Annotated in this window: 20 protein-coding genes, 1 tRNA gene, 2 rRNA genes and 1 pseudogene (1 of these 24 running past the window's edge); 9 read left to right on the plus strand and 15 right to left on the minus strand. The window is 60.3% G+C overall.

What is annotated here, in order from left to right; translation table 11 throughout:
- The first annotated feature begins 110 nt into the window (after positions 1-110).
- On the plus strand, positions 111-1316 hold the full coding sequence (locus I6L47_RS11270) for a NupC/NupG family nucleoside CNT transporter (RefSeq protein ID WP_005363118.1): 1206 nt from the start codon (positions 111-113) through the stop codon (positions 1314-1316).
- 64 nt (positions 1317-1380) lie between these two features.
- On the opposite strand, the gene I6L47_RS11275 is transcribed toward I6L47_RS11270, so the two are convergent.
- The 5 genes and pseudogenes from I6L47_RS11275 to I6L47_RS11295 all read right to left on the minus strand — a co-directional run bounded on the left by I6L47_RS11275 (position 1381) and on the right by I6L47_RS11295 (position 5055).
- Complete coding sequence (locus tag I6L47_RS11275) at positions 1381-1881, minus strand: metal-dependent hydrolase (RefSeq protein ID WP_041235223.1); 501 nt, start codon at positions 1879-1881, stop codon at positions 1381-1383.
- A gap of 128 nt (positions 1882-2009) precedes the next feature.
- Positions 2010-3332: pseudogene (locus I6L47_RS11280) on the minus strand (IS4 family transposase).
- A gap of 121 nt (positions 3333-3453) precedes the next feature.
- Positions 3454-4200 (minus strand): SDR family oxidoreductase, encoded by a 747-nt coding sequence (locus I6L47_RS11285; protein ID WP_216947443.1) that lies wholly within the window; start codon positions 4198-4200, stop codon positions 3454-3456.
- Between the two features lie 56 nt (positions 4201-4256).
- Positions 4257-4502: a DUF3624 domain-containing protein gene (locus I6L47_RS11290; RefSeq protein WP_005363187.1), complete on the minus strand. Its 246-nt coding sequence runs from the start codon at positions 4500-4502 to the stop codon at positions 4257-4259.
- 31 nt (positions 4503-4533) lie between these two features.
- Complete coding sequence (locus tag I6L47_RS11295; RefSeq protein ID WP_106844032.1) at positions 4534-5055, minus strand: GNAT family N-acetyltransferase; 522 nt, start codon at positions 5053-5055, stop codon at positions 4534-4536.
- Between the two features lie 186 nt (positions 5056-5241).
- On the opposite strand from I6L47_RS11295, the gene I6L47_RS11300 reads away from it, so the two are divergent.
- Complete coding sequence (locus tag I6L47_RS11300; protein WP_216947444.1) at positions 5242-6681, plus strand: RimK family protein; 1440 nt, start codon at positions 5242-5244, stop codon at positions 6679-6681.
- Between the two features lie 83 nt (positions 6682-6764).
- Here I6L47_RS11300 and I6L47_RS11305 read toward each other — a convergent pair whose 3' ends face one another.
- Together I6L47_RS11305 and I6L47_RS11310 are read right to left on the minus strand one after the other, a co-directional pair.
- Entirely contained in the window at positions 6765-8393 is a 1629-nt protein-coding gene (locus tag I6L47_RS11305; protein WP_216947445.1) for an alpha-amylase family glycosyl hydrolase, read from the minus strand.
- A 109-nt stretch (positions 8394-8502) separates the two neighbouring features.
- Positions 8503-10470 carry a TonB-dependent copper receptor gene (locus tag I6L47_RS11310; protein ID WP_216947446.1) on the minus strand — a complete coding sequence of 656 codons (1968 nt, stop codon included), beginning with the start codon at positions 10468-10470 and terminating at the stop codon, positions 8503-8505.
- Between I6L47_RS11310 and I6L47_RS11315 the strand changes: the two genes are divergently transcribed.
- On the plus strand, positions 10459-10719 hold the full coding sequence (locus tag I6L47_RS11315) for a hypothetical protein (RefSeq protein ID WP_201974514.1): 261 nt from the start codon (positions 10459-10461) through the stop codon (positions 10717-10719). The genes I6L47_RS11310 and I6L47_RS11315 overlap by 12 nt on opposite strands.
- Here I6L47_RS11315 and I6L47_RS11320 read toward each other — a convergent pair.
- On the minus strand, positions 10716-10973 hold the full coding sequence (locus tag I6L47_RS11320) for a DUF2442 domain-containing protein (RefSeq protein WP_005335997.1): 258 nt from the start codon (positions 10971-10973) through the stop codon (positions 10716-10718). The genes I6L47_RS11315 and I6L47_RS11320 overlap by 4 nt on opposite strands.
- A gap of 258 nt (positions 10974-11231) precedes the next feature.
- On the opposite strand from I6L47_RS11320, the gene I6L47_RS11325 reads away from it, so the two are divergent.
- The gene (locus I6L47_RS11325; RefSeq protein ID WP_216947447.1) at positions 11232-13196 is read left to right on the plus strand and encodes an LTA synthase family protein; all 1965 of its coding nucleotides are present in this window, start codon (positions 11232-11234) and stop codon (positions 13194-13196) included.
- A 91-nt stretch (positions 13197-13287) separates the two neighbouring features.
- Here the strand turns inward: I6L47_RS11325 and I6L47_RS11330 are convergent, their stop codons facing one another.
- Positions 13288-13758 carry an Lrp/AsnC family transcriptional regulator gene (locus I6L47_RS11330; RefSeq protein ID WP_005336001.1) on the minus strand — a complete coding sequence of 157 codons (471 nt, stop codon included), beginning with the start codon at positions 13756-13758 and terminating at the stop codon, positions 13288-13290.
- Between the two features lie 143 nt (positions 13759-13901).
- Here I6L47_RS11330 and I6L47_RS11335 point away from each other — a divergent pair, with 143 nt between their 5' ends.
- Positions 13902-14420: a cyclin-dependent kinase inhibitor 3 family protein gene (locus I6L47_RS11335; RefSeq protein WP_216947448.1), complete on the plus strand. Its 519-nt coding sequence runs from the start codon at positions 13902-13904 to the stop codon at positions 14418-14420.
- Here the strand turns inward: I6L47_RS11335 and metA are convergent, their stop codons facing one another.
- On the minus strand, positions 14421-15368 hold the full coding sequence (metA, locus tag I6L47_RS11340; protein ID WP_005363203.1) for a homoserine O-succinyltransferase: 948 nt from the start codon (positions 15366-15368) through the stop codon (positions 14421-14423).
- A gap of 144 nt (positions 15369-15512) precedes the next feature.
- Between metA and I6L47_RS11345 the strand changes: the two genes are divergently transcribed.
- The 4 genes from I6L47_RS11345 to yidA all read left to right on the plus strand — a co-directional run bounded on the left by I6L47_RS11345 (position 15513) and on the right by yidA (position 20800).
- Positions 15513-16751, plus strand: a complete 1239-nt coding sequence (locus I6L47_RS11345; RefSeq protein WP_019446227.1) for a DUF3391 domain-containing protein — start codon at positions 15513-15515, stop codon at positions 16749-16751.
- 53 nt (positions 16752-16804) lie between these two features.
- Positions 16805-17953 carry a CinA family nicotinamide mononucleotide deamidase-related protein gene (locus I6L47_RS11350; RefSeq protein WP_216947449.1) on the plus strand — a complete coding sequence of 383 codons (1149 nt, stop codon included), beginning with the start codon at positions 16805-16807 and terminating at the stop codon, positions 17951-17953.
- Between the two features lie 255 nt (positions 17954-18208).
- Positions 18209-19876, plus strand: a complete 1668-nt coding sequence (locus tag I6L47_RS11355; protein WP_174218996.1) for a DUF342 domain-containing protein — start codon at positions 18209-18211, stop codon at positions 19874-19876.
- A 114-nt stretch (positions 19877-19990) separates the two neighbouring features.
- Positions 19991-20800, plus strand: coding sequence for a sugar-phosphatase (gene yidA / locus I6L47_RS11360; RefSeq protein ID WP_216947450.1), 810 nt, complete (start codon positions 19991-19993; stop codon positions 20798-20800).
- A 109-nt stretch (positions 20801-20909) separates the two neighbouring features.
- Here yidA and I6L47_RS11365 read toward each other — a convergent pair whose 3' ends face one another.
- The 5 genes from I6L47_RS11365 to I6L47_RS11385 all read right to left on the minus strand — a co-directional run.
- Positions 20910-23993, minus strand: coding sequence for a transglycosylase domain-containing protein (locus I6L47_RS11365; RefSeq protein ID WP_216947451.1), 3084 nt, complete (start codon positions 23991-23993; stop codon positions 20910-20912).
- A gap of 208 nt (positions 23994-24201) precedes the next feature.
- Positions 24202-24519 carry a PTS system regulator TmaR gene (tmaR, locus tag I6L47_RS11370; RefSeq protein WP_216947452.1) on the minus strand — a complete coding sequence of 106 codons (318 nt, stop codon included), beginning with the start codon at positions 24517-24519 and terminating at the stop codon, positions 24202-24204.
- A gap of 408 nt (positions 24520-24927) precedes the next feature.
- A tRNA-Asp gene (locus tag I6L47_RS11375) sits at positions 24928-25004 on the minus strand.
- 97 nt (positions 25005-25101) lie between these two features.
- Positions 25102-25216 (minus strand): 5S ribosomal RNA (gene rrf / locus I6L47_RS11380).
- Positions 25217-25336: 120 nt separating this feature from the next.
- A 23S ribosomal RNA gene (locus I6L47_RS11385) occupies positions 25337-26159 on the minus strand; it runs 2067 nt beyond the window's last position.

Here is a 26159-nt window from a genome sequence, read left to right on the forward strand (position 1 = left end):
TCCTGCCTCCATAATATTGCGCGGGATTGTGATGGCTATCTGATTTTTAAATGTGCAAATGTCTATGATGGCGCCGGTCAAAAATTACAATTTACTCAGGTGCTACAGGTATGGAATACGTTCACTTTGTGCTCGGACTGGTGATGGTCCTTGCTCTCTCTCTGCTGGCTAACCGCCACAACTGGAAACAGATCAAACTGCGTTATATCGGCCAACTGCTGGTGGTCGAACTGGCGCTGGCCTGGTTCATGCTGAACTCTGAAGTGGGTCTGGCGGTGGTGGGTGGCTTTGCGGCCGGCTTCACCAAGTTGATGGAGTTTGCCAAACAGGGTACCGACTTCGTGTTCGGTGGCCTGGTCAACGAAGGGGCCTTCTCCTTCTTCCTGATGGTGCTGATGCCCATCGTCTTCATCTCCGTGCTGATCGGTATTCTGCAGTACATCCGCCTGCTGCCGCTGGTGATCCGCGGTATCGGTACCGTGCTGGCCAAGATCAACGGCATGGGCAAACTGGAATCTTTCAACGCCATCAGCTCGATGATCGTCGGCCAGTCCGAGAACTTCATCGCCCTCAAGAACATCCTGCCGCACCTGAACGAGAAGCAGATGTACACCCTGGCTGCGACGGCCATGTCTACCGTCTCCATGTCCATCGTCGGTGCCTACATGCAGCTGATCGAGCCGCGCTACGTGGTTGCCGCGCTGGTGCTCAACATGTTCAGTACCTTCGTCGTGCTGTCGCTGATCAACCCCTACGAGCCGGATAACTCCGTGACCGACATCAAGGCCATTGCCGAAGGTGACGAGCACCACACGCCGAAGAAAGAGAACTTCTTCGAGATGCTGGGCGAGTACATCATGGCCGGTTTCACCGTTGCCGTGATCGTGGGTGCCATGCTGGTGGGCTTTATCGCCCTGATCGCCCTTATCAACTACCTGTTCGAGATGGCATTTGGCGTGAACTTCCAGTTCGTCATGGGCTACCTCTTCTACCCGATCGCCTGGATCCTGGGTATCCCGAGTGGTGAAGCGCTGCAAGCGGGCTCCATCATGGCAACCAAGCTGGTGACCAACGAGTTTGTGGCGATGATGGATCTGGGCAAGGTGGCAGCCGAGCTCTCTCCGCGCACCGTCGGCATCCTCTCCATCTTCATGGTCTCCTTTGCCAACTTCAGCTCCATCGGCATCATCGCCGGTGCGGTAAAAGCGCTGAACGAAGAGAAGGGCAACATGGTTTCCCGCTTCGGTCTGAAGCTGGTCTACGGTTCCACCCTGGTCAGCCTGCTCTCTGCTGTTATCGCAGGCATCATGATCTGATCCTCTAGTGGCATCCGCTACTGCTTGGGCCCCTGACTTTGTCAGGGGCTTTTTTGTTTCTGGCTCATAGCCGCCAGCCGCACCACCAGCCGGCGACCAGCAGAGTGAGGGTGCAAAAGCCGGTTTCGATGGCGCCGCCGCTGCGCAGCGGCCAGCCCGGCAGGCGGTAACGGCGCTTGATGGGCCAGAAGAGCGGAATGCCTGCCGGGGTGAGCCAGTCCCCCAGCAGATGGCTGAGGTAGCCGACGATCAGGGCATCCTTGACTCCCATGGGCAGGGTGTCCGGCGGCAGGCTCTGGTTCAGCCCCCAGATAGCGGCGGCGACCGCCAGCAGACTGTGGGTGAAGCCACGATGGCCGAACAGCCGCGACAGAGGTTTCGAGATCCACGGCAGGCGCTGCCCTAGCACCGATTTGGGGTGGTCGAGGTCGGGCAACAGGGCGCTGGCCAGCGCGGCAGGGATTGTCTGCCACAGGCTGGCATCGGCCAGTGCCGGAGTGAGCTGCAGTTTGTGGGCGATCAGGGTGCAGGTAACGGAGAAGAGCAGGTGCCCTTGGGCGGTCATGATGATTACGGCGTGGACAAGATGGCGGCGCATCTTACCAGCCTGATAGTTGTGGTCAGCTCTTATTTTAAAAATCAGGATGTTACGGCGAAAAAGCGCCCATATTGGGTAATGCCAGTCAGTTAAGCCTAACTGGCATTGTTTTTATTGGCTTTTTTCACACTATACCTCTGTTGCCTTGGCTTCACGCAGCGGGGGTAACTTCGCTCCCTTCGTTCCGGCAGCACAAACTGGCCCGCTTGTTTCTCCAAGTCAGCTACCCGCTTCGGGATAGTACCCGGTGATAGGTACGGCATGCAGCTCAGTTCATGGATGAGGCACACCGATGCCATGTGAAAACTCAGCTGGCTCGCCGTGTATCCCTTCAGACTCGCCGCCATCTTTACCATCTGGCTGCGCAGCAGGTTATACGCCAGCAGCACGCCCCACAGCTCTTGCCGTATCCCCGTCGCCTTCTTGCTGCGCAGGGTCAGCCGGTGTTGTTGCAGGCTGTGCTTCATCTCCCGATAGCCCAACTCGATTTCTCAGCGATGGCTGTAGAGCTCGACAATATCGGCGCTCGGAAAGCGCATCGGGTCGACCATTGAGGTCAACACTTGCCGCTCCTTGCCGCTGATGTTGCGGGTCAGCAATCGGGCTTCCACCGTGTCCGGCAGTTGCGGCCACTTGTTGCGTGCCTGTGGACTGGTCTTGAGCTGCACCAGCACATCCTGACGCCCCAGCTTGCGCACCACCTCATACTGCGTGCCCTTTTTGAGCGGCAGCAACCAGTGCCGCTCACAGCCGGTGGTTTGCCAGGCGTGGAGCAGGCCGAGGGAGTAAAACCCCTTGTCGAACAGGGTGAGCGAGTGGTCCGGTGTGCGCGCGATGAGTTGCTCGGCCAGAACCATCTCGTTGACGGCGCAGCTCTCCATGACGGCTTGCGTGAGCAGGTGGCTGGTCAGCTCCATCTGACAGAGCATGCGCACCTGCGGATAGGCGGTCTCGCCATGCCGGGTGCCGGGCTTGGCAAACGCGGCGGTATTGTCCGGGGTATCGGATGTGCGCCACATCACGCCATCGACGGCGAGCAGTTGCAGCCCGGCCCAGCCGGGGTGATTGGCCTGCTGGTGCCAGCTTGCGGCGGTCTCGTGAAACAGCCGCTCAAGGCTCTTGTGGCCAAGCTTTTGGCGAGCTTGCAGGAAGGCGCTGGGGGCAACGAAGGGGCGGTCACCGGGCAAGAGGATATCGAGCTGATTGACCAGCTGGGTCATGGGGGCGTGGCGGAAGATGGCCATGCCGATGATGGCCCAGACCAGACGCTCCATGGACATGCGGCGACGGCGCAGGGTAGCGACGCCCTCTTCGCCGAGCAGCGTCATGATGAGCTCGGGAGGAATGAGGTCAGAGAGTGACTCAAACTGGGCAGCATTGCTGGCGTGGAGGAAATCAAGAGCCTGGTCGATACGCATAAAAAATCCGAAACCAATCAACAAGTTTCGGATTTTCACAAATCAGAAGGGTCGGTAAATGGATCCTTAACTGATCGGCATTATCCCACGGGAGCCTCTTTTGTTTCAGCCAATGCAGCGATCAGCGACGGCTGATATTGAGCGGGCCGAAGGTCTGCGCCACCGGCATGATCTCGATGCTGTTGATGTTGACGTGGGCCGGTTGCTGGCTCACCCAGAGCACGGTATTGGCGATATCTTCCGGCTGGATAGCCTCCACCCCCTGATAGACGGAGGCCGCCTTGGCATCGTCACCGTGGAAGCGCACGTTGGAGAACTCGGTGCCGCCGCACAGGCCAGGCTCCACGTTGGTGACGCGAATGGCAGTGCCCGCCAGATCGGCACGCAGGTTGAGGCTGAACTGCTTCACGAACGCCTTGGTGGCACCGTAGACGTTGCCGCCCGGATAGGGGTAGGTGCCCGCGATGGAGCCGATGTTGATGACATGGCCGCGATTGCGCGCCACCATGCCCGGCAGCAGCAGGCGGGTGAGCAGAGTCAGACCGCTGATGTTGGTGGCAATCATCTGCTCCCAATCTTCCAGATCCGCCTTGTGGGCCGGCTCCAGCCCCAGCGCCAGACCGGCGTTGTTGACCAGCAGATCCACCTCGCTCCACTCGGCTGGCAGAGCGGCGATGGCGGCGCGGGTGGCCGCCTTGTCCTGCACATCGAATGCCAGCGGCAGGAACTGTTCGCCCAGCTCGTCAGCCAGCGCAGCCAGCCGCTCTGCACGGCGACCGGTACCGATCACCTTGTAGTCCGCCTGCACCAGCTGGCGGCTGATGGCTTCACCAAAACCGGACGAGGCGCCCGTTACCATTGCAATCATCTGAACCTCCATATCTACACCGATATTGTTATTTATGTTGTTGAAACCAATCTGATTTATTCATCGCTCAATTCACGTCCGGTCGCCTTGCGCCAGACAAATACCACCAGATGGAGCAACAGCAGGCCCGAGCCCCCCAGCGCAAACAACAGGCCGGTGAGGGCGTTGACCGAGGTGTCGGCGCCGCACCACCACCAGACCAGCCAGCCAATCAGGCCGATGACGAAGGTCTGGCCAGCGCAGACCGGACAGCGCCCCAGCTTGGCCCTGATAGCGGTGGCAAGACAGTTGTCGCAGCTCATCCTGCTCCTCGATTCTGCTCGTTCAATATGGTCAGTTGGCCTGTGAAGAGGGCTTGCGCGCCTGAGTGCGAGCCACTCTGCGCCGCTCACGCTCCTCGTCGCTCACCAGCGGCAGCACCAGCCGGTGGGCGTGCTGGTCGCGGCCATAGTAGTCCGCCAGCCGCTGCTGGGGACGAAATCCCAATCCCTGATAGAGCGCCAGCGCCTCTTCGTTGGCGTCCGCCACCTCTAGCCGGATCGCCCCCCAGCCAGCGGCCTTGCCCTCGCGGATCACCTGCTCCAGCAGGCGGCGGGCCCAGCCCAGACGGCGCACCGTCCAGCGGATGGCCAGCGCCTGAATGACCAGCCGATCCCAGCCTCTGTGCTCCAGCAGGCAGAGATAGCCCATCAGCTGATGCTTCTCGTCCAGCAGCAACAGGGTGCGCCCCTTGGCGTGGGCCAGCAGATAGTGCCAGCGGCTGCGGCCAAAGGCGACTTCGGGAGGAAAACAGTAGCGTTCCAGATTAACGATGGCGCCCAGATCATCGGTTCGGGCCGCACGTACGGTCAACACGGGGAGTCCTTGTTCGGTTATTTATCCTCAGCACCAAAAATGCGACTTGTATCACAAGTTACCAAGGCGTCATATTAGGCACTGTAACCTCTTGTTTCCCCTCGCGCCATTGTCGTGCTTGTCGGTGCATCGAAGCCCACTGGGGATCCTGCCTGTTCAGGCAGTCTGATCTGTGGAGCCGAAAATATGAGTACCTATGTCATCGTCGAAGAGCTGGGCGACTGGCCTTGCCATGCCGATTATCTGCTGACCGCCCGCACCTATCTGCAACATGGCGTGCCGACCACCGGCGGCCGACCCCGCATCATCAACCTCTGCCGCAATCTGGAACACCTTAGCGCAGGCTACTACTGCTCACTGCTGGCCCAGGCCCGCGGCCACCACTGCCTGCCGGGTTTGCAGGCCATCAGCAGACTGCAACCCCAGCAGCCACCGGTCAAGCTGTGGCGCAAGGCACAAGGGTGGCTGGCCCAGCAGAACGAGGACAGGATCCGGGTGCGCGCCATCTTCGGCCAGTGTGAACAGAGCGAGCTCGCGGGGCTGGCCCGCTACTACTATGGCCTGAGCCAACTGCCGCTGCAGGAGCTGACCCTCAAGCGCGGCCGCCACGGCTGGTCGGTGCGCCAGCAGCAGAGCCTGTCGCCGCTGGAGCTGAGCCCAAGCGAGAAAGAGCTGATGCTGCACCACGCTCAGGCGCTGGTGGGGACCGGTGATGAGGAGCAGGCGGCGCCGCTCTACCAGCTCGCCATTCTGGTCGACCCCGATGATGGCCGTGCCAGCAGTGACGGGCTGGCGCTGGAGCGCTTTATCCGGGCTGCCGCCGCCCAAGGCATCCGGGCCGAGATCCTGCCACCGTCGGCCATCGAGCGGCTGCCGGAGTTCGACACCCTCTGGCTGCGTGCCGAAACCGCAGTCGGCCACTACACCTTCGAATTTGCCCATCGCGCCGAACAGCTCAAGATGCCGGTGATCGACAGCTCCCGCGCCATCCTCGCCTGCAGCAACAAACTCTATCTCTACGAGCTGATGGTGCGCAGCGGCGTGCCCATGCCGCCCACCATGGTGGTGACCCGCCGCGGCCGCCACCATGTGGACGAGCTGGTACAGCGGCTCGGCCTGCCGCTGATGGTGAAAGTGCCCGACGGGGCACAGGGGCGCGATCTCGCCATGGCCAGCGACGAGCAGCAGCTGGCCCGGCTGCTGGACGAGGGGCTGGGCCGCTCCGCCCTGCTGCTGGTGCAGAGCCGGATCCCCGCCGAGTTCGACTGGCGCATCGGCTTTCTCGATGGCTCGCCGCTGTTTGCCTGCCGCCGCTACCGGCCCGAACCCGGCAACCGCATCCGCCGCCGCAAGCACCCCCTCGACATGAGCAGCATCGAGGCGCTGCCACTCAACGAGGTGCCGGAGCGGGTACTGCAGACCGCTCGCCGCGCAGTGCATCAGCTCGGCAATGGCCTCTACGGGCTCGATTTGCGCCAGCAGGGGCGTGACTGCGTGCTGCTGGAGATCGTCGACAACCCCTGGATCCGCGGCGATATCGAAGACAAGGAGGCGCAGGATCTCTACGAGCGACTGGCCCGTGCCTTCCGCCAGCGGCTGGAAAACCGGGGCCAGACAACCGCATAACCCGCCACGACCTTGTCGCCCACAATGACAGAGAGGGCCCCGCGATGGGGCCCTCTCTCGTATCAAAGCGTGCTGCCGCAGACTTATTGCAGACGCAGGAAACGCCCGCTCAAGGGGGGAAGCTCCACCGTCACGCTGCTGCCGCCGATGGCCAGACTCTCGCCGCTTTGCAGATCCACCAGCGCGCTGCCGCTGCGCAGTTTGCCCGTCGGCAGGTTGTAGCTGAGCGCCGTGGTGGAGAGGTTAAGCAGGTAGACTATCTGCTCCCCTGCCGTCTGCTTGATGTCACCATAGAGGCTGCCATCGGCCACCAGTTTGACTCGCTCTCCCTGATAGAGAGCGGGGTGCGCGGCACGCATCTCCAGTAGCTGGGCCAGCCACTCTTTCAGCTCGGCTTGTTCGCTACTTGGCACAAAGCCGGTGACAGCGGGCACCTTGCCGTCGCTGCGGGCCACATGATCGTCGCACAAGCCCTGCGCTGCGCAGTCACCACCGACCTTGGCGGCAAAGCCCGGCACCTCGTCGCCAAACTCCTCGCCATAGTAGAAGGTGATGGGGCCGGAGCGGGCCGCCATAAAGCTGAAGGCTGCCTTGTGGCGCTGCCAGTACTCGGTCGATTTGAAGTTGCCGCGCTCCAGCAGATCGCCAAAACGCACCAGATCGTGGTTGCCCAGCATCAGGTTCGGCATGGCATGATTCGGGTAGTTCTCCACCTTGTTCCAGCTGGCGTCAAGCACGCTGGCCCCCTGCCCGCCCTTGCCGGACTCCTCGACCGCCAGCGCCTGCACGATGCCGTAGCGCAACGGGAAGTCAAAGGCCGAGGAGAGCGCCGGATTGTCGCTGCTGCCGTAAGCCTGGGCGCGAATGTCATCAGCCCCCTTCCACACCTCGCCCACCATGTAGCCAAGGGTGCCCCACTGCTGACCGGCGGCCTTGCGCGCCGCGCTGGCCTGCTCCACCTCGCTGCGAATGGCGCGCCAATCATCCAGCCCAAGCTGATAGGCCTGATCGAGGCGCCAGCCGTCGATACCGTACTGCTCGACCCAATAGCGGGCCACCTCCTTGAAGTAGGCGAGGCTCTCCGGCTTGCTGTAATCCACCAGCTGGCCGGGATAACCCGCACCGCCGCTGGTGAGGGCTGGCAGACGCCCCTCTGGCGAGGGCTTGCTCACCCCCACCTTGTTGACGTGGCCAAACACCCCGTCGAGGAAGACGTAGAGGCCGCGCTGATGCGCTGCATCCACCAGCTGTTTGAGCTTGGCATTGCTGCCAAAGTTGGGATCCACGGTAAAAAAGTCGCAGGCGAAGTAGCCGGTGGCATCGAGCTGGTTATCGCCGCCTTGCCCCGCGCAGGAGTCGAACACCGGGGTGAGCCAGATGGCGTTGACGTTGAGACTCTTGATGTGGTCGAGACTGTCGATGATCCCCTGCAGATCGCCGTTGTGCTGGGAGGGGCCATAGCCGACGCCGTAGTTGGCACTGCCGTCACCATCGGCAAACGACTCCACCATTACCTGATAGATGCGCAGGTTGCAGGCAAGTTGATCGTCGCCATAGCAGGCACGACTGGCCGTGGCGACCGGAGGGTGGGTGACCGGCGGATTGACGACGGGGGGAGAACTCTCCCCACCTGAACTACCGCTGCCGCCGCAAGCCGCAAGTAACAGGGCGGCCCCGAGCAGGCCGCCATAGCGTAACGTTCCCTGTTTCATTGTTATGTTCCCGCTGTGAGAGCAGGCGTCTGATACGCCTGTTTTTCACCATGATAGCGATGCTCACACAGCGGTGTCTGTGACTGAAAACGTTATCTGACTCAACTGGTTAGAGCACCCCTGCCGAGGCAAAACGGTAGTTGAGCGAGAGCCAGTAGGAACGGCCCGGCTCGGGGATGCGGCCGCTCTGCTCGTAGCCCAGCCCGGCCTGACTGCTGTGCACCGACTTGGAGAGGTGCTCGTAGTAGAAGGTGTCGAACAGGTTGTCTACCCCGGCCGAGAGCTGCCACCCCTTGGCAAACTGCCAGGCGCCGCTCAGGTTCATGGTGAAGAAGCCCGGGGTCTCCCCCTGATCCTGACCCGCAACGGTACCGGACCAGAGATCTACCCGATCCTGCGCCGCCACCGCGCGCCCCAGCAGAGTGAAGTTCAGCGCTTCGTCCGGCTGCCAGCCCAGCGCCAGTTTGCCATCGAGCGGTGGCATCTGGGCCAGCGGTTTGTTGTCGCTCTGGTTTTCGCCGTAGACCACCGCCAGACCACCATCGAGACGCCACTGCTCGGCAAACTGCCAGCGCCCCTCCAGCTCGCCACCCCGGGTCTGGGCATCGATATTGCGCACCTGGTTCGACTTGCTGTTGTAGAGCAGGTAGTCCTTGATATCGGCGCTAAAGAGGGAGAGGGTCAGGTCCAGCTCGCGACTGCGCAGGGCCAACCCAGCATCCCACTGGCGACTGCGCTCCGGGTTGAGGGTGAACGGGGTACTGTCCTTGCTGCGCTCCCAGTAGTCCGGCGCACGCTCTGCCTGCCCCCAGGCCAGATAGCTGGACCAGCGGGGCGACCACTGGTACTCGTAGCGGCCAAATCCGCTGTTCAGGACCAGGGTATCGCTGTAGAGGGTCTGTTCACCGGCGCCATAACGGGTGGTCTCTACCCTATCCTGCCGGTAACCGCCCTTGTAGCTGTGGGCTCCCTGCTGACGGCCCAGCTCGGCGAAGCCGCCCTGCTGCTCGAAACGCAGGGTGCGCTGACGATCCTTGGTGGCATAGTCGACCCCACTCCGACTGCGATGCTGATCCCGGTTGCTGTCGAGCCCGGCTGTCAGCAGCCAGTCTGCTGGCAAGGCGATGTCGTTGGCCCAGCGACCGCCGGTGTTGCGGCGATCCGGGTTGGAGAGCATCTTCATGCCGCTGTTTTGCCGCAGGCTGAAGTTGTCCATGATGTGGTCGATGTAGTTGTCCCACAGGGTCAGCTCGCTGCGCTGCCAGTGAGTGGTGATCTGCTCCTGCTTGAGCTTCAGCCCGAAGGATTCGCGATCAAACATGGGGCCATCCATGGTGCGGTCCGCATAGGCGGCACGGGCATTGCTACGCTCGGCGGTGAGTTCCAGCCAGGTGTGCTCCCCCGGCGTCCAGCCCAGCTGGGCGGTGCCGTTCTCGCGGCGATAGAAAGATCGCACCTCGTTGCCGTGACCATCGCGGTAATCGTCGCTGTCGGAGTGGGTGAACTGACCGCGCAGATAACCGTCGGTCGAGCCCGCCGTCATATCCACCATCTGATCATCACGGCCAAAGCTGCCATAGAGGGCCGAGGCATCGGCCTTGAGGCCCGGTGCGGTGAACTCGGGTCTGTCCCGCTCGAACAGCACAGTTCCCGCCAGGGTGGCACCCTGCTCCAGGGATTGCGGCCCCTTCAGCACCCGGATCCGGTCAAAGGATTGGGGAAACACATAGGCGGTGGGCGGGTCCATTCGGCCGCCACACCCACCGGCCAGCATGCCGCCATCCATCTGCACGTTGAGGCGGGACATCCCCATTCCCCGCAGCACGGGATCGCCACCGAGCCCCCCTTTGCGCACCATGCTCATGCCGGTGACATTCTTCAGATAACCGGCGCCGTCGGCAGCGGGCATGGGGGAACCGGGCTTCTTGGGATCCAGCGTCACTTCAAGTGTGCTGGCGGGGCGGGTTGCCACCACCACCATGGGATCCAGCTGTTGCACCGGTTCCTGACCGGCAGCGCCGTGACAGGCGAGCCCGCCCACCAGCAGGGCAAGGGGTGTGCGCATATGACAAGCCATACATTTTCCTTATGTATTTGTTTGTTTTGTTATTTTCATTCAATCAATCAAACCTTTCAGCAAGGGAAAGGTTTGCCGTCAGGCCGCAAAAAAGGCCTGCGGCGCGAAAGCGGCAAGCCTCTGTCAGGTGAAGCGAAGGCAAGTTGGCAAAATGTTGCGCAGGTTTTACCCAAGTTGGCTCAGAAAGGCAAACGGGCAAACATTCCAGCTACAGGAATCTGGCGTTGGCTCACAAAAAATGGGGATTAGCTGAAGGCTTCCCGCTCATCGATGGGAGAGATGAGGTGATAAACCTCATGAGCTGACAAGGTACATCCGACGGGCCACTCCAGCTGGTGGTGACGGTTGATGAAGACCCGGGCGCAGTGACGCTCGCTCTCCAGCTTTGCAAATAGCGGCTGGGTTCGCCAGGGGGTCAGATCCAGCACCCCCGTGGTGCCATCCGATAACACCAGAAACAGGCGCCATCCCCGCACATACTCGACATCGATAAAGACCGGCATCCCTTCGGCTCCGATTGAGATAATTCGCGGCAATTATAAACACCAGCGCTCCATCCATACACGCTGTGGCTCACATTTTACCCAGCAGATTATGCTGTGCTCATTAGTGGCGCGACATCACATTTTTAGATGATAAATGTGTTAATTCCGGTTTTTAACAAAATTGAATGCAACCTTAACCAGTTCGATCTGTCATAACCTCACAACAAGTAAAAAACGTCTGTGGACAGGCGCTTACAGTCTCATTCAGGAACAAACATGACAGATCTAAAACAGCGACTCGGCCCGTTCTGGCCCTTCGCCGTCTTCTGCGCGCTCGCGCTTTTTTCTCTCTCTTTCAGCCGAATCGCCCTCGGTCTCTGGCAACTGGAACGGGTGGATGCCGTGGCCGGTTGGCAGGAGATGCTGCTGCAAGGGATCCGGGTCGACTTTGCGACCCTCTGCTGGGTCTGGGGTGTCCCCGCCATGCTCACTCTGCTGCTGGCAGGCCCCCATGCCATCGGCCGGGGCTGGCTGCAACTGATGCGCGTCTGGCTGACCGTCGGACTCTGGCTGATGCTGTTCCTCGAGATCTCCACCCCCTCGTTTGTCACCGAGTATGGCGTGCGTCCCAACCGTCTCTATGTGGAGTACCTCATCTATCCGAAAGAGGTGTTCGCCATGCTGTGGGCGGGCCGCAAAGCCGAGCTGCTGCTGGCGTTACTCTTCAGTGGCGCCGCGCTGACCGGCGGTTGGTGGCTGAGCGGCCGTCTGGTACGTGGTCTCAGCTTCCCCCGCTGGTATCTGCGTCCGGCCTTCGCCCTGCTCATTCTGGCCATAGGTTTTCTCGGTGCCCGCTCCAGTCTCGGCCACCGCGCCCTGAACCCGGCCATGGTCGCCTTTGCCGAGGATCCGCTGGTCAACTCACTCACCGTCAACTCCGCATACTCCCTCTTCTTTGCCATCAAACAGATGGGCGCCGAGGAGGATGCCGGCCAGTTTTACGGTGAGATGACCCCTCAGAAGGTGCTCGAGGTCATGCGTAAGGAGAGTGGCCGCCCGGCCAGTGATTTCAGCTCCGATCTGCTGCCCAGCCAGACCTTCAACCAGGCGAGCTTCCAGGGTAAACCGAAGAATCTGGTGATCCTGCTGCAGGAGAGCCTGGGCGCCCAGTTTGTCGGCTCCCTCGGCGGTCTGCCGCTCACCCCCAACATCGATGCTCTGTCGCAGCAGGGCTGGGCCTTCGAGCAGCTCTACGCCACCGGCACCCGCTCGGTGCGCGGTATCGAGGCGGTACTGACCGGCTTCACGCCGACCCCGGCACAGGCGGTGGTCAAACTCGGCAAGAGCCAGACCAACTTCTTCACCATCGCGGACCTGCTCAAACAGCGGGGCTACGACACCAGCTTTATTTACGGCGGCGAGAGTCACTTCGACAACATGCGCAGCTTTTTCCTCGGCAACGGCTTCACCACCATCGTCGAGCAGAAGGATTTCGACAATCCGGTGTTCAAGGGCTCCTGGGGCGCCTCCGATGAGGATCTGATGGCCAAGGCCGACGAGACCTTCAAGGCGCTGCACAAAGAGGGCAAACCCTTCTTCAGTCTGGTGTTTAGCTCCAGCAACCACGATCCGTTCGAATTCCCGGACAACCGCATCGAACTCTTCGAGCAACCCAAACAGACCCGCAACAACGCGGCCAAGTATGCGGATTACGCCATCGGCGAGTTCTTCAAGAAGGCTAAACAGTCCGAATACTGGAAAGACACCCTGTTTCTGGTCATCGCCGACCACGATAGCCGGGTCGGTGGCGCCAGTCTGGTGCCCATTCCCCGCTTTCATATTCCGGGGGTTATCATGGGCGACGGTATTGCGCCGAGAAAGGATCCGCGCATCGTCAGCCAGATCGACATGGCGCCGACTCTGCTCTCCCTGATGGGGATCAGTGCCGACTACCCCATGCTCGGCAAGGATCTGACCCGCATGCCCGCCGACTGGCCGGGGCGCGCCATCATGCAGTACGACAAGAACTTCGCCCTGATGCGCGGCAAGGATGTGGTGATCCTGCAACCGGAACGGGCGGCAGAGGGCTATGTCTACGACAATGCCAGCGAGAAGCTGACCCTGGCGGCGCAGCCGGACGCCTTGAAGGAGGATGCCCTTGGTCTGGCCCTGTGGGGCAGCATGGCCTATCAGAAGAGCCTCTATCAGACGGCCAAGGATGAACGCACCGCCGCCAATTGAGCCCCCCGTGCAAATTCAATCGATAGCAGAATGGAAAAAACCGCCAGCTGGCGGTTTTTTCTATCTATTCATACTATCGGCCCACTGGCCGTTATGGCTGGGGAAAGCAGGGCAGGGAGCGGCTGAACTTGTGCTCGAACACCAGCGAGGTTTCGAGGTGCACCACCTCCTCGCGGGAGGTGAAGTGATCGAAGACGAAGTTGCGCAGGTGCTCGGTATCGGAGACACAGAGGTGCACCAGAAAATCATCCTTGCCCCCCATGTGGAACAGACTGATCACTTCGGGCAACGCCAGAATGGCATCGCGGAAGGCATCGATGATCTGGCGGCTGTGACGGGCCAGCTGCAGGGAGACCATGGCCTGAATGTGGCCACCGAGGGCCTGATAATCCACTTCACAGTGCGCCCCCTTGAGCACGCCATCCTGCTGCAACTTGCGCACCCGCTCCAGACAGGTGGAGGGGGCAACGCCCACCAGCGCGGCCAGATCCTTGTTGGTCATGCCAGCATCCCGAAACAGATGGGCCAGGATATCCAAATCCAGTTGATCCAGGTTTCTCATCTTAACTCCTTGAACCGCTCAATTTTTTAGACTCTGCCCGTAAACCGGGGCAAACACAACGGCCATTGACATCCCCCCTGCCCCGCCTATCCTTGGCGCCATTCACCGGTCGCAGCCCTGCGGCCACCACGCGAGGATCCGCCATGCACCCGTATCACCCCTTCTGGAGCCTTGAGGTTCCCCGTGTCGATGGTCAGCTGCTGCTGACCCCCTGCCCCGGCACCCAGCAGGTGCCGCTGATCCTGGCGCTCGATCAACTGCGGCTGGCCGGTGCCCACGGGGTGGTGACCCTGATGACAAGCGCCGAGTTGATCCGACTCGAACTGGCGCAGCTCGGCCAGCAGGTAGAGCACGAAGGGATGCGCTGGTTCCATCTGCCCATCGAGGATGATCTGGCCCCCGATGCCGACTTCGAGGCTGCCTGGCAACAGGCGCTGCCACAGCTGCGCGAGCTGCTGGGGGATGGCAAACATCTGGTCATCCACTGCAAAGGGGGCAGCGGTCGTACCGGTCTGGTCGCCGCCGCACTGCTGATGACCCTCGGCCAGCCACAGCAAGAGGCGATGGCCGCCATCAAGGCCCACAGACCCAAGGCGTTTACCCTGGCCTGCCACCGCCAATGGCTCGACCAGCTGGCCGAGCGGCTGGCGCAGGGCGACTGACTATTTGCCTCCCTGGTCGTAGGTAAAGACCTTGCCGATATCTTCCACCCGATAGCTGGTGAGCTGATAGACGTAGTAGTTGAGCCAGTTGGCAAACAGCAGATGACCGTGGCTGCGCCAGCTGGCGCGCGGGGTCTTGCCCGGATCGTTATTCGGGTAGTAGTTGACCGGAATGGCCGGTTCGAGCCCTGCCGCCAGATCCCGCTGATACTCTCCGTCCAGCGTCAGGGCATCGTACTCCGGGTGGCCGGTGACAAACACCTGACGACAATCCTTGGTCGCCGCCAGATAGACCCCCGCCTCTTCTGACTCGGCAAAAATCTGCAAGTCGGTCTGGGCACGGATCAGATCGCCATCAAACGCCGCGTAACGGGAGTGGGGGGCGACGAACTCGTCATCGAAACCGCGCAGCAACGGCTCGTGCTCATCGAGGCGATGGTGGCGGTAAACCCCGGAGAGCTTCTCGCCGTGGGTCTGCTTTTCCATGCCATACAAGGCTTTCAGCGCCGCCTGCACCGCCCAGCAGAGGAACAGGGTGGAGGTGACATGCTGATGGGACCACTCGATGATCTCGACGATGCGCGGCCAGTAGACCACCTCCTCGAACTCCACCAGCCCGAGCGGCGCCCCGGTAATGATCATGCCGTCGTAGTTATTGCCACGCACCTGCTCGAAGTCGTGATAGAAGTTCTCCAGATGGGCCTGCGGCGTGTTCTTTGACTCCCTGTCATCGATGCGCAGCAGATCCACATCCACCTGCAGCGGCGAGTTGGAGAGCATCCGCATCAGCTGGATCTCGGTCTCAATCTTCTTTGGCATCAGGTTGAGGATGAGCACCCGCAGCGGGCGGATGTTCTGGGTGACGGCCCGGGATTCCGTCATCACGAAGATGTTCTCCTGCCCCAACACTTCGGCGGCGGGTAACTGATCCGGGATCTTGATCGGCATGCTTACTCCCTGTACTGCATCAGTAAATATGTCTGGACATCCAGAAGCCTATAATAAAGCTCCAGCCCTGTCATCAGATACCTTTTGTATTCACCCCCGCCTTTGACTAGCATACGGCTCAGTGTGTCTCCTGCTTCCAAGATAATGACCGGTATCAAGATTTCCGTAGATCGACTGCAAGTCGGCAACTATGTATCCCTGCCACTGGGGTGGCGCGAACACCCGTTCCTGTTTTCCAGCTTCAAGATCAAGAGTGAAGAAGAGATCGAGCTGATCCGCCGTCTCGGCCTGAAACTGGTCACCATCATTCCCGACAAGAGCGACGTTCCGCCCAAGCCTCTCAATCAGGTACAGCCTCAGCAACAAGAGAGCGCAGACGCCGCCCAGCGTCAGGCCCAGATGCAGCAGGAGAAGGATCGCCGCATCGAGCAGTTACAACTCTATCGCCGCAACCTGCAGCAGTGCGAGAAGCAGTTCCAGCAGTCGCTGGCGCAGGTGCGCAGCGTGATGAGCAAGATCCAGTCACGCCCCCTCAATGCCATCGGCGAGGCGCAGGAGCTGGTCAACGCCATGACAGAACAGCTGCTCTCGGTGGACGAGATGGTGCTCCATCTGGTCTCCGACAGCGAGGATGGCAACAACCTCTACTTCCACTCCCTCAATGTGAGTGTGCTCAGCATGCTGCTGGCCAAGGAGTGTTGCATGACGGCCGACGAGATCCGTCAGGTCGGCATGGGGGCGCTGTTCCACGATATCGGCAAGTTGAAGATCCCGAGCCAGATCCTGCGCAAGACCGAGCCGCTGACCAAGCCGGAGCAGAACCTGATGGCCCAGCACCCGCGCTACGGGCTGGATCTGCTCAATCTGGCCAAGGATTTCCCGGCCGAGGCGAAGGGGATCGTGCTCCATCACCATGAATATCTCGATGGCAGCGGGCCGGAAGGGCTCAAGGCTGGCCAGCTCGATCCGCTGACCCAGATGGTGTCGCTGATCAACGAGTACGATAACCTCTGCCACATGCAGGCCAAGGTGCCCTACTCGGCCCTGAGCGGCCTCTACAAGCAGCGCAAGGCGCAGTTCAATCCGGAGTACCTCAGCATGCTGATCCGGTTGATGGGGATCTATCCCCCCGGCAGCGTGGTGCAACTCTCCAACGGTCAGGTGGGGCTGGTGATGTCGGTCAACGCTTCCCGCCTGCTCTACCCCTCGGTGCTGGTCTACGATCCGCGCATTCCCCGTCAGGAAGCGGCCATCATCGACCTGCAGCAAGCCGAACTGTCGATCGCCAAGGTGATCCACCCCAAACGGCTGCCGCCCGCCGTGTTCGAGTACCTCAATCCGCGTACCCGGATCAGCTACTACTTCGAGCACAACAAAGCCTGATTGTGTTGGCCCGAGGCCAACCGTTGCCATCCGTTTAATCCAAGGAGCCTGCCATGCGTATCGAGATCATCAGTACCGGAGACGAGATAGTGACGGGTCTGGTGGTGGATACCAACGCGGCCTGGCTCAGCGCTCTGCTGCTGGAACAGGGGTGGCAGGTGCGCCGTCGCCTGACGGTGGGTGACAACCTCGCTGACCTGAAAACGGTGCTGCAAGAGAGTGCCAGCCGCGCCGAGGTGGTGCTGGTGTGTGGCGGGCTCGGGCCCACCGCCGACGACCTCACCGCTCAGGCGGCAGCCGAGGCCTTTGACCAACCGCTCACCCTCTTCCCCGACTGGCTCGCTACCATCGAAGCGCGCTACGCCAGCCGTGGCCGCCCCATGGCACAAAGCAATGCCAAACAGGCCTGGTTGCCGCAGGGGAGCGAAATCCTCGACAACCCGGTCGGCACCGCCTGCGGCTTTGTGGTGCGAAGTGGCCAGAGCCAGCTCTTCTTCACCCCGGGCGTGCCGTTCGAATTCAAGCAGATGGTACGCGAGCAAATTCTGCCGCGCCTCAAACAGCTGGCCGGGGCACAGATCGATACCGAGCTGCGTCGCTTTTACACCTTCGGCGTCTCGGAGTCGGCGCTCAGCGATATGCTGGATGCCGAACCCTGGCCAGCCGGCATCGAGCTGGGTTACCGCTCCTCCATGCCCCTTATCGAGCTGAAACTGATCGGCCACAGCGCCAGTGCCGCTGACATGGAGAGTGCCGAACGCCGACTGCTGGATACGATCCGCCCCTGGCTGGTTGGCAGCGGAGATACGGAACCGGCGCAGCAGATCCTCGCGCTGCTGCAAGGCAAACCGCTGGCTCTGCTGGAGGGAGATAGTGGCGGCGCCCTGCTGGCGCTTTGTCACGGCCATCCCCGGCTGGAGGCCAACTTCAGTACGCAACTGGCCGATGAGCTGGCGCAACTGCCGACCGTCGATGCTGGCCTGCAACTAACCATAGGGCGAAAAGGGCCGGAGGGGGTCCCACTGCTGTTCAGCGCCGATGGCATGCACATCGGTCAGACGGTCAAGGTCAGCCACCCCGACCCGGAGAGCCGCCGCAAGATCCTCGCCTTCGTCGCCCTCGACATGCTGCGCCGCCATATGCTGGGTGAGCCGGTGCTCGGCGATTACCTCACCCTGGCCAGAACAGCCCAGCGCAGCTGATAAGAACCGCCATTCACCTGCCAGCGACCCTATGTCGCTGGCGCTGCGATCCGTCTTTTCACTCCGTTTCCAAACAGCGCCCACATTTATCTGGCCGCCATCACCGATTTGACTTCAATTCATTGACCATTCAGAGGAAATATCTGAATACTGCCCACTCTCAGGGTTGGCGACTCGCTTTATTAATCATTGAGAGATTAAATGACAGTAGAGGAGCGAGCCGATCGTTCCGTTCTCATCCAGCAAGGAGATGCGGTGTTAAGCAAAGAGTGGTTGCTGCTATCAAGCGATATGGAACTGGTCTGCCTGCGGATTGCCGCCGGTCTCACCAAACCTGTCACGGAACAGGATGTGCAGGCTCTGCTGCTCGCTTCCAACTGTCGCCGCTATCAGCCGCTGCCCGAGGGGATCAAACAGGCCATCAGCCTGCTCAATACCCTGCTCACCAACCCTGCCGCCCCCGTCCCCGCCAACCCCATCCCTGTCGGCAAGCGTCAGGATGCCCGACTCGCCGTAATAGTGGAGAAGGATCGCATGAGCGCCATCGCCCAGATCACTGCCGACTGGGGGGGCAAGTATGTGACGCTGGAACAGCTGCAAGAGGCGATCGCCATCAGCGAAATCAAACAGGGGGTGAGTGAGCAACTGCTCACCGCAGCCATCCAGTCAGCCAAGGAAGCCGCCCCCGGCAGTCAGCTCAAGCTGGTGATTGCCAACGGCCAGCCTGCCGTCAATGGTCAGGACACTCGCTATGAGCGGCTGGTGGAGACCCCGGCCGAACGGATCCTCAAACCGCAGGAGCTGGGTCATGGCAAGGTCGACCTGCGGGATCTCGGCTCCATCGTCACCGTCAAGGCCGGCGCTCCGCTGATGCGCCGTCATCCGGCCACCGTCGGGGTACCCGGTTTTACCGTGACCGGTCAGGACCTGCCCGCCAAGGATGGCAAAGACAGTCCAATGAGCGCTGGCGAGGGCACCTTTATCTCCCCCGACGATCCCGACCTGCTGATTGCCGGTCGGGCGGGCCTGCCCTGTCAGGAGAAAGCGGGCATGAAGGTGGACGAGGTGCTCAGCGTCAAACAGGTGGATGCCCGCCACGGTCACATTGATTTTGAAGGGGGCTTAATCGTCAGCGGCGACGTCAACCCGGGCATGAAGATCCGGGTCAGCGGTGACATCGTCATCGGCGGCTTTATCGAAGGGGGCTGGATTGAGGCAGGGGGCAGCATCACGGTACGCCACGGCATCATTGGCCGCCGCAACGAGCAGGGAGAGTACCTTTGCCAGCTCAATGCACAAGGGGAAATCCACGCCAGCTACGCCCAGTATGCCCAGCTGGAAGCGGGGGGGGATATCCAGATCCAGAGCCAGCTCAGCCACTGCTACTCCCGCAGCGGACAAGATATCAAGGTAGGCGATAGCAACATGCGCAAAGGCACTCTGCTGGGGGGTACCAGCATTGCCAATCGCCTGATCATGGCTCCCAGCCTGGGGGCCGAGGCCGCCAACCATACCCGGCTGCAGATCCTCGGCGGCTACTTCACCCACAAGGAGCAGGAACACCAGCTCAAGCTGCGCCAGCAGGCGTGTCAGGCCCAGCTGGAGAAAATCAAGGAGCTGGTCATGAAGTTGCTGCAACTGCCCGGCGACAAGCGCAATCCGGATACCCTGCGCAAGCTCAAACCGATCCGGGACCATCAGCTGGCTGAACTGGCCCAGCTCGATGAGCAGCTCACCGCCAACCAGGAGGAGCTGCGAAACTTGATGGCTCAGATGGAGGTCATTGCCACCCAGCACCTCTACTCCGGCATCGAGGTCGAGATGGCCAGCTTCAAACGCAAGGTTACCATTACCCGAGGCCCTACCCGCCTGACCATCCATGATGAAACCCTGGAGATGACTCCTTACGAGGGACACAAATAGCTCAACCGGCACGGCCCCATCGCTGAACCGGCCGTGATCCCGCCGCCGATTTTCGCTACACTCGCCACTTCCTTGGCCCCACCGGGCGGGCCACCCAGACTCAGGTAGTGAGAGATGTACAAGCTGATCGCATTGGATATGGATGGCACCCTGCTCAACCCGCAGGGCCAGATTACTCCCCGCACCCACGCCGCCATCAGCGCCGCGCGCGCCAAAGGGGTAACCGTTGTGCTGGCCTCCGGCCGCCCGCTGGAAGGGATGAGCTGCTATCTGGAAGAACTCGGCCTCACCACAGAGCATGACTACGTCATCTGCTACAACGGCGCTCTGGTGCAACAGGTGGCCGATCAGCGCATCATCCGCAGCCAGCTGCTGACCGGCAGTGACGCCAGCGCCGTCGCCAAACTGGCTGACGAGCTGGAGGTGAACGTCCACGGTTTCTCGGTCACCCGTGGACTGATCAGCCCCCGTGTCAGTACCTACACCGAGCACGAATCCCGCCTGATCGGCATGCCGATCAATCTGATCGACTTCGCCACCCTGCCTGCCGACGAGCAGATCATGAAGGTGATGATGATCGACGAGCCGCCCCAGCTCTCCCGCGCCATCGAGCGACTGCCTGCAGAGCTCTATGAGCGCTATACCGTGGTACAGAGCGCCCCCTTCTTCCTCGAGTTCATGAACAAGAAGAGCAACAAGGGAACCGGCGTGGCCGCACTGGCCGATCACCTTGGCCTGACCGCCGATCAGGTGATCTGCGTCGGGGATGCGGGCAACGATCGCCACATGATCGAATACGCAGGCCTCGGGGTTGCGATGGGCAATGCCACCGACGAGATCAAGGCTCTCGCCCAGCACACCACTGCCCGCAACGATGAAGATGGCGTGGCTCAGGTGATCGAACAGTTCGTACTGAACGCCTGATCGCAATCGAGCGCCGCTGCGCCCGATGAGGAAATAAAAACGGGGAGGCTGTCAGCCTCCCCGTTTTTTCTGGTCAGTTATCTGCGTGATGAGCGGTAATTCGTGCGCATCACTGGTTCGCCAGACACTGGGTATGGGAGCCCGGTTGCAGGTAAGGCGTCAGCAGGGGAGCCATCCCCTTGAGCACCTGCACCGGCAGCGCCGAGGTGAAACGGAACTTGTCAGACTGGCTACCCGGTACATAGGCGGTCAGGGTACCGAAGTGATCCTCACCCAGATAGAAAACGAAGGTCGCGGTGCGGTTGCGCGCCAGCGAGCTGGTCACGTTGCCATAACGGCCCACTGTTTCAATCCGGTTATCCCCGGTCCCGGTCTTGCCCCCCATCTGCAGCACAGTGCCATCCGGCAGGGTAAAGGCACCGGCGATACGTCTTGCCGTGCCCCCTTCAACGACCTTGGAGAGCGCACTGCGCAGGGCTGCCGCCACCTCTGCCGGCATCACTCGGGTTCCCTCGGTGTGCTGCGGCTCAAACTCGGTCTCGAAGGGCGTCCCCTTGGCGAACGAGAGGTGCTCGATACGCAGGGTTGGCGAGCGGACACCGCCATTCTGGATAATCCCCATCAGCTCGGCCAGTGCAGCCGGACGATCGCCGGAGCTGCCCAAGGCGGTCGCCAGCGAAGGCACCAGATGGTCGAACGGGTAACCGAGCTTGGCCCAGCGCTGATGGATATCGAGGAAGGCTTCAACCTCCAGCATGGTGCGGATCCGGCTGTCACGGGCACTGCGATGACGGGTCTTGAACAGCCAGCTGTAGACCTCTTGTCGCTCGTCACGACTGGCCGCCACCGCGTCGGCAAAGGTCGCCTTGTCGAACTCCTTGAGATAGGCCAGCAACCACAGCTCCAGCGGGTGAACCCGGGCGATGTAGCCCTGATCCGGCAGTGAATACTTGCCCGGGCCATAGCTCACATAGAGCTGATTGATCCGTTTCGCACTCAGCTTCTCCCGCGGCAACCGCTCCGCCAGGAAGGCAGCAAATGCGGCTTCGCTGGCTTCCGGCATCAGGTAGCGGTGAACCGCCGCCAGACGTACCGCACTCGGCTTGAGACCGTCGAGGAAGGTATCGAGTTGCTCCTCGGGAGTCTTGCCGCGATATTTGCGCCAGAAGCGCAGCAGATAGGTCTGCCCCTCCTTGTCGGCAAATTTGGCCAGATACTCCTGACGACGGGGATCCTTGTCATCCTTCAGCAACTGGGCACGGTTGCCCTCCTTGTAGAGGCTGTAGCGCACGATATCGCGCATCAACCGCACAAAGGGCAAGTTAATCGACTCACGCAGAGAGTCACGCAACGTCGGAATACGATTGTTATCCTCGCGGCGGAAGTTGTTGAAGGTGTGCATGCCGCCACCGGTAAAGAACCCTTCGTTGGGGCTGGCGGAGTATTTGCGATCCAGCGCCGCTTCCAGCATTACAGGCAGGCTCTTGTCCTGAGCCGTCATCAGATAGGAGATGGCCCAACGGCTGAGGTTGTCCTGAGAGACGGCAGCCAGCTTGCGCAGTTTCTCGACCGGCATCCCGGCATAGTTGTCGTGCAGCTCGGCCGCAATCTCCAGATAGGTAGTCAGCACCCGCAACTTGGCGGTTGAGCCCAACTCCAGCTTGGAGCCTTCATTGATATCAAACGGCTGATCGGTGTTGTCGGTCTGCACTCGCACCTTGAACCCTTCCGGCGATTTCTCGAACAGAGTGAAGCTGTAGCGCACATCGCCGGTCTTCTCCGGCGAGAGCAGGCGCTCACCAAACAGCCCTACCTGGGCGGCAAACGTCGGGTCGGCCAGCTGTTGCAGATAACGGGAGATTTCGTTCTGCAACGGCATGTTGAGGCTGGTATCGGCGGTCAGATCCATACGGTCGAGGTCATAGAGCTGCACCCCGAGTTGGCGGCTCAGGCGAGTACGGGCAACCTGCAACCCCTTGTTGTTGTTCACCCGGGTGATAGCAGGGGACTGCAGGAAGTCACGGAACGTAATCTTGGCCTTGAGCGCCGCCTCCATCAGTGGCGGCGTGATCATTCCCTCCTGCACAAACAGGCGCAGATAGCTGTCGGTCAGGGTAGCCAATGCCTCTCGCCCCTGAGCCAGATAGTAAGAAGGACGGCGGTGCGCAATCATCAGCGAGACCACCTGACGCAGGGCAAGCCCCTGTTCGGCCAGCGGCGCATTCTGGTTGCGGGCGGGATCCAGCAGACGGTTCACGTCATCGACATTGGCACCAAACCAGACCCAAAGGCCATCCCCCAAACCATGCACCTCACCATATCCCGGCGCAGCCGAGAGCGGTACCGAGTTGAGGTAGGCCCAGGCGACCAGCTTGCGCGCTTCGAGGGTTTCCGGCCCGAGACGATAGGCCCGCACGCTGGCAGAGGCCATCTGACGGATCTTCTCGGTCGGCGACAGGGTCAGGCCATCCGGCGAGTGGCGATACTTCTCCACCTGGGTCGCCAGGGTACTACCACCGGCAGATTGATCCTGCATATCGAGCGCCTTGCCCACCTGAGATAGCGCGGCCTTGGCAAAACGGGGCCAATCGACCGCCGGGTTGGCCAACGGCTCTTCGTTGCTCAGCAGATCGCGGTTCTCGATAAACAGCAGCGACTGGATGACGAGCGGCGGAATGGAGTCAAAATCCGGATAGTGATGGGTCGGATACTTGAATTGATAGAAAGGTTCTGCGCGGCAATCGTGCAACGTCAGGCCAGCCTGCACCTTCTCGGTATAGGGCACGAAGAAGCCACGACTGGCGTAGTCATAGAGCGCGTCGGAGAAATGCACCTGCTTGCTGACTTCATAGCCCCGCTGAAGCAAACGCTCCTGCATCATCGGCAGTTGCACATAGCCGAGCCGCTTGTCGAACGGGCCATCCTCAGGGAAGGCGATCTGCTTGCTCTGGCCAGGCTCGACCTGATAGGTGAGCTTGGCAGCATAGCGGGAGATCTCCTGAGATTGCAGCTTCGAGGTTTTCATCTCATAGCCAACCAGAGCGATCACCGCCCCCAGACACAATAAAAAGAGAAAACAGAACAGCCAACGCCACCAGGGACGGCGCTTGCGCTTTGGGTTCCCGTCCGAGGTCTGGACAGATGAATCTTGAGATGCCACTTGTGTCAAATCCGTCTGTTCTGATGCGCCCATATCAGCCCCACCATGGTTGCGCAATTTATTGTGTTTCACTCAAGCTTAGTCTTTTCAAGTCAATGGCTTGAAACTATTGACCGCTTTGTGGTGATGGTAACAGGGCAATTCTAAAAAGGGGAGCCGATTGTTGCAGGAGTGGCAGAGATCCGAGCTGATAACAAAACACCGGCCAGTGGCCGGTGTCTCTGAAGCGAAAGCTGAACGCTTATTTGTGAGAGCTCATGCCCTTCAGTTTGCTGCTCAGCTCTTTACGCTCTTTGGATAGCTCGGCGTTCTTGATGATGTGGTCATCCACGCGCTCTTCATAGTCGGCGCGCATGTTGGCGATGATCGCCTGCACATCATCAATGCTCATGCCCGGCTTGATATAGTCGCTCAGGTTGTCGAGCAGCAGCACGCGCTTCTGATTGTCACGGATCTTCTTCTCGTTATCCGCAATTTCACGCTTGAGTTTGTTCTGGCGACGGGACATACGCACATATTCCAGTACATCGCTGAAGGTGGACTTGTTTACTTGTTCCATATCGATACCACTGACTTAAGGTTGATAAAAACTGGCCAAGTTACACCTGGAACCCGGCAAACTCGGCGCGGGACAGGCAAACTCAAGATGCCCTTACTCTACCGAGTTATAAGCGAGATACAACCCTAATCGCGCGCCATGAACAGAGTTTGGCCAAAAGTAAACCAGTTGAAATGGCCAGTAATCCATCAGATAAGAGCTTGATATAGATAAAAAATGAGATGACAGGCTTTTTAGTTCTCTTCCTGCAGATAAATGCTAACACTGGCTGTTTAACACGCTAAAAACACCAACTCCCTGTCGAGAGACTGGGCTTTGTGTTGGTTCCGGCGTGCAAACCTGTGGGTCTTATGGACAAAAACGCCCATAGCAAAAAGGCCTTCCCAATCGGGAAGGCCTTCAAATTAATGGCGGAGCGGACGGGACTCGAACCCGCGACCCCCGGCGTGACAGGCCGGTATTCTAACCGACTGAACTACCGCTCCGCATTCGGTTAGCTTGCGCTAAATCTTCTGCTGCTTCTTCTGAGGTGTCATCCTCGCAGCCAGTGACGTGATTCTTCACATCGCTGTTTAATTGGGTGCCTGGCAGTGTCCTACTCTCGCATGGCGAATGCCACACTACCATCGGCGCTACCGCGTTTCACTTCTGAGTTCGGCATGGGATCAGGTGGTTCCACGGCGCTATGGCCGCCAGGCAAATTCTTAATCTAGAAAGCTGACGTGAGTAGTGATGTTGCGCTTGGCTTGTCACTATCACTGAATTTGAGTAGTTCGTTCTATTTGCTACAAGCCTTAGAACACTTCTTGGGTGTTGTATGGTTAAGCCTCACGGGTAATTAGTATGGGTTAGCTCAACACGTCGCCGCGCTTACACACCCCACCTATCAACGTTGTGGTCTCCAACGGCCCTTTAGGACCCTCAAGGGGTCAGGGATGACTCATCTCAGGGCTCGCTTCCCGCTTAGATGCTTTCAGCGGTTATCGATTCCGAACTTAGCTACCGGGCAGTGCCACTGGCGTGACAACCCGAACACCAGAGGTTCGTTCACTCCGGTCCTCTCGTACTAGGAGCAACTCCCTTCAATCATCCAACGCCCACGGCAGATAGGGACCGAACTGTCTCACGACGTTCTGAACCCAGCTCGCGTACCACTTTAAATGGCGAACAGCCATACCCTTGGGACCGACTTCAGCCCCAGGATGTGATGAGCCGACATCGAGGTGCCAAACACCGCCGTCGATATGAACTCTTGGGCGGTATCAGCCTGTTATCCCCGGAGTACCTTTTATCCGTTGAGCGATGGCCCTTCCATTCAGAACCACCGGATCACTATGACCTACTTTCGTACCTGCTCGACCTGTCCGTCTCGCAGTTAAGCTGGCTTATGCCATTGCACTAACCTCCTGATGTCCGACCAGGATTAGCCAACCTTCGTGCTCCTCCGTTACTCTTTGGGAGGAGACCGCCCCAGTCAAACTACCCACCAGGCACTGTCCGCGAGCCCGATTCAGGGCCCTGCGTTAGAACATCAAACATACAAGGGTGGTATTTCAAGGACGGCTCCAGCGCAACTGGCGTCACGCCTTCAAAGCCTCCCACCTATCCTACACATGTAGGTTCAATGTTCAGTGCCAAGC

It is taken from the genome of Aeromonas sp. FDAARGOS 1417 (assembly GCF_019046985.1).
Taxonomy (GTDB): Bacteria; Pseudomonadota; Gammaproteobacteria; order Enterobacterales; family Aeromonadaceae; genus Aeromonas; species Aeromonas veronii.

Coding starts and splice junctions, on each gene's coding strand:
- I6L47_RS11270 (WP_005363118.1), top strand. CDS start 111: ATGGAATACGTTCACTTTGTGCTCGGACTGGTGATGGTCCTTGCTCTC.
- I6L47_RS11275 (WP_041235223.1), bottom strand. CDS start 1,881: ATGACCGCCCAAGGGCACCTGCTCTTCTCCGTTACCTGCACCCTGATC.
- I6L47_RS11285 (WP_216947443.1), bottom strand. CDS start 4,200: ATGATTGCAATGGTAACGGGCGCCTCGTCCGGTTTTGGTGAAGCCATC.
- I6L47_RS11290 (WP_005363187.1), bottom strand. CDS start 4,502: ATGAGCTGCGACAACTGTCTTGCCACCGCTATCAGGGCCAAGCTGGGG.
- I6L47_RS11300 (WP_216947444.1), top strand. CDS start 5,242: ATGAGTACCTATGTCATCGTCGAAGAGCTGGGCGACTGGCCTTGCCAT.
- I6L47_RS11305 (WP_216947445.1), bottom strand. CDS start 8,393: ATGAAACAGGGAACGTTACGCTATGGCGGCCTGCTCGGGGCCGCCCTG.
- I6L47_RS11315 (WP_201974514.1), top strand. CDS start 10,459: ATGACAAGCCATACATTTTCCTTATGTATTTGTTTGTTTTGTTATTTT.
- I6L47_RS11310 (WP_216947446.1), bottom strand. CDS start 10,470: ATGGCTTGTCATATGCGCACACCCCTTGCCCTGCTGGTGGGCGGGCTC.
- I6L47_RS11320 (WP_005335997.1), bottom strand. CDS start 10,973: ATGCCGGTCTTTATCGATGTCGAGTATGTGCGGGGATGGCGCCTGTTT.
- I6L47_RS11325 (WP_216947447.1), top strand. CDS start 11,232: ATGACAGATCTAAAACAGCGACTCGGCCCGTTCTGGCCCTTCGCCGTC.
- I6L47_RS11330 (WP_005336001.1), bottom strand. CDS start 13,758: ATGAGAAACCTGGATCAACTGGATTTGGATATCCTGGCCCATCTGTTT.
- I6L47_RS11335 (WP_216947448.1), top strand. CDS start 13,902: ATGCACCCGTATCACCCCTTCTGGAGCCTTGAGGTTCCCCGTGTCGAT.
- metA (WP_005363203.1), bottom strand. CDS start 15,368: ATGCCGATCAAGATCCCGGATCAGTTACCCGCCGCCGAAGTGTTGGGG.
- I6L47_RS11345 (WP_019446227.1), top strand. CDS start 15,513: ATGACCGGTATCAAGATTTCCGTAGATCGACTGCAAGTCGGCAACTAT.
- I6L47_RS11350 (WP_216947449.1), top strand. CDS start 16,805: ATGCGTATCGAGATCATCAGTACCGGAGACGAGATAGTGACGGGTCTG.
- yidA (WP_216947450.1), top strand. CDS start 19,991: ATGTACAAGCTGATCGCATTGGATATGGATGGCACCCTGCTCAACCCG.
- I6L47_RS11365 (WP_216947451.1), bottom strand. CDS start 23,993: ATGGGCGCATCAGAACAGACGGATTTGACACAAGTGGCATCTCAAGAT.
- tmaR (WP_216947452.1), bottom strand. CDS start 24,519: ATGGAACAAGTAAACAAGTCCACCTTCAGCGATGTACTGGAATATGTG.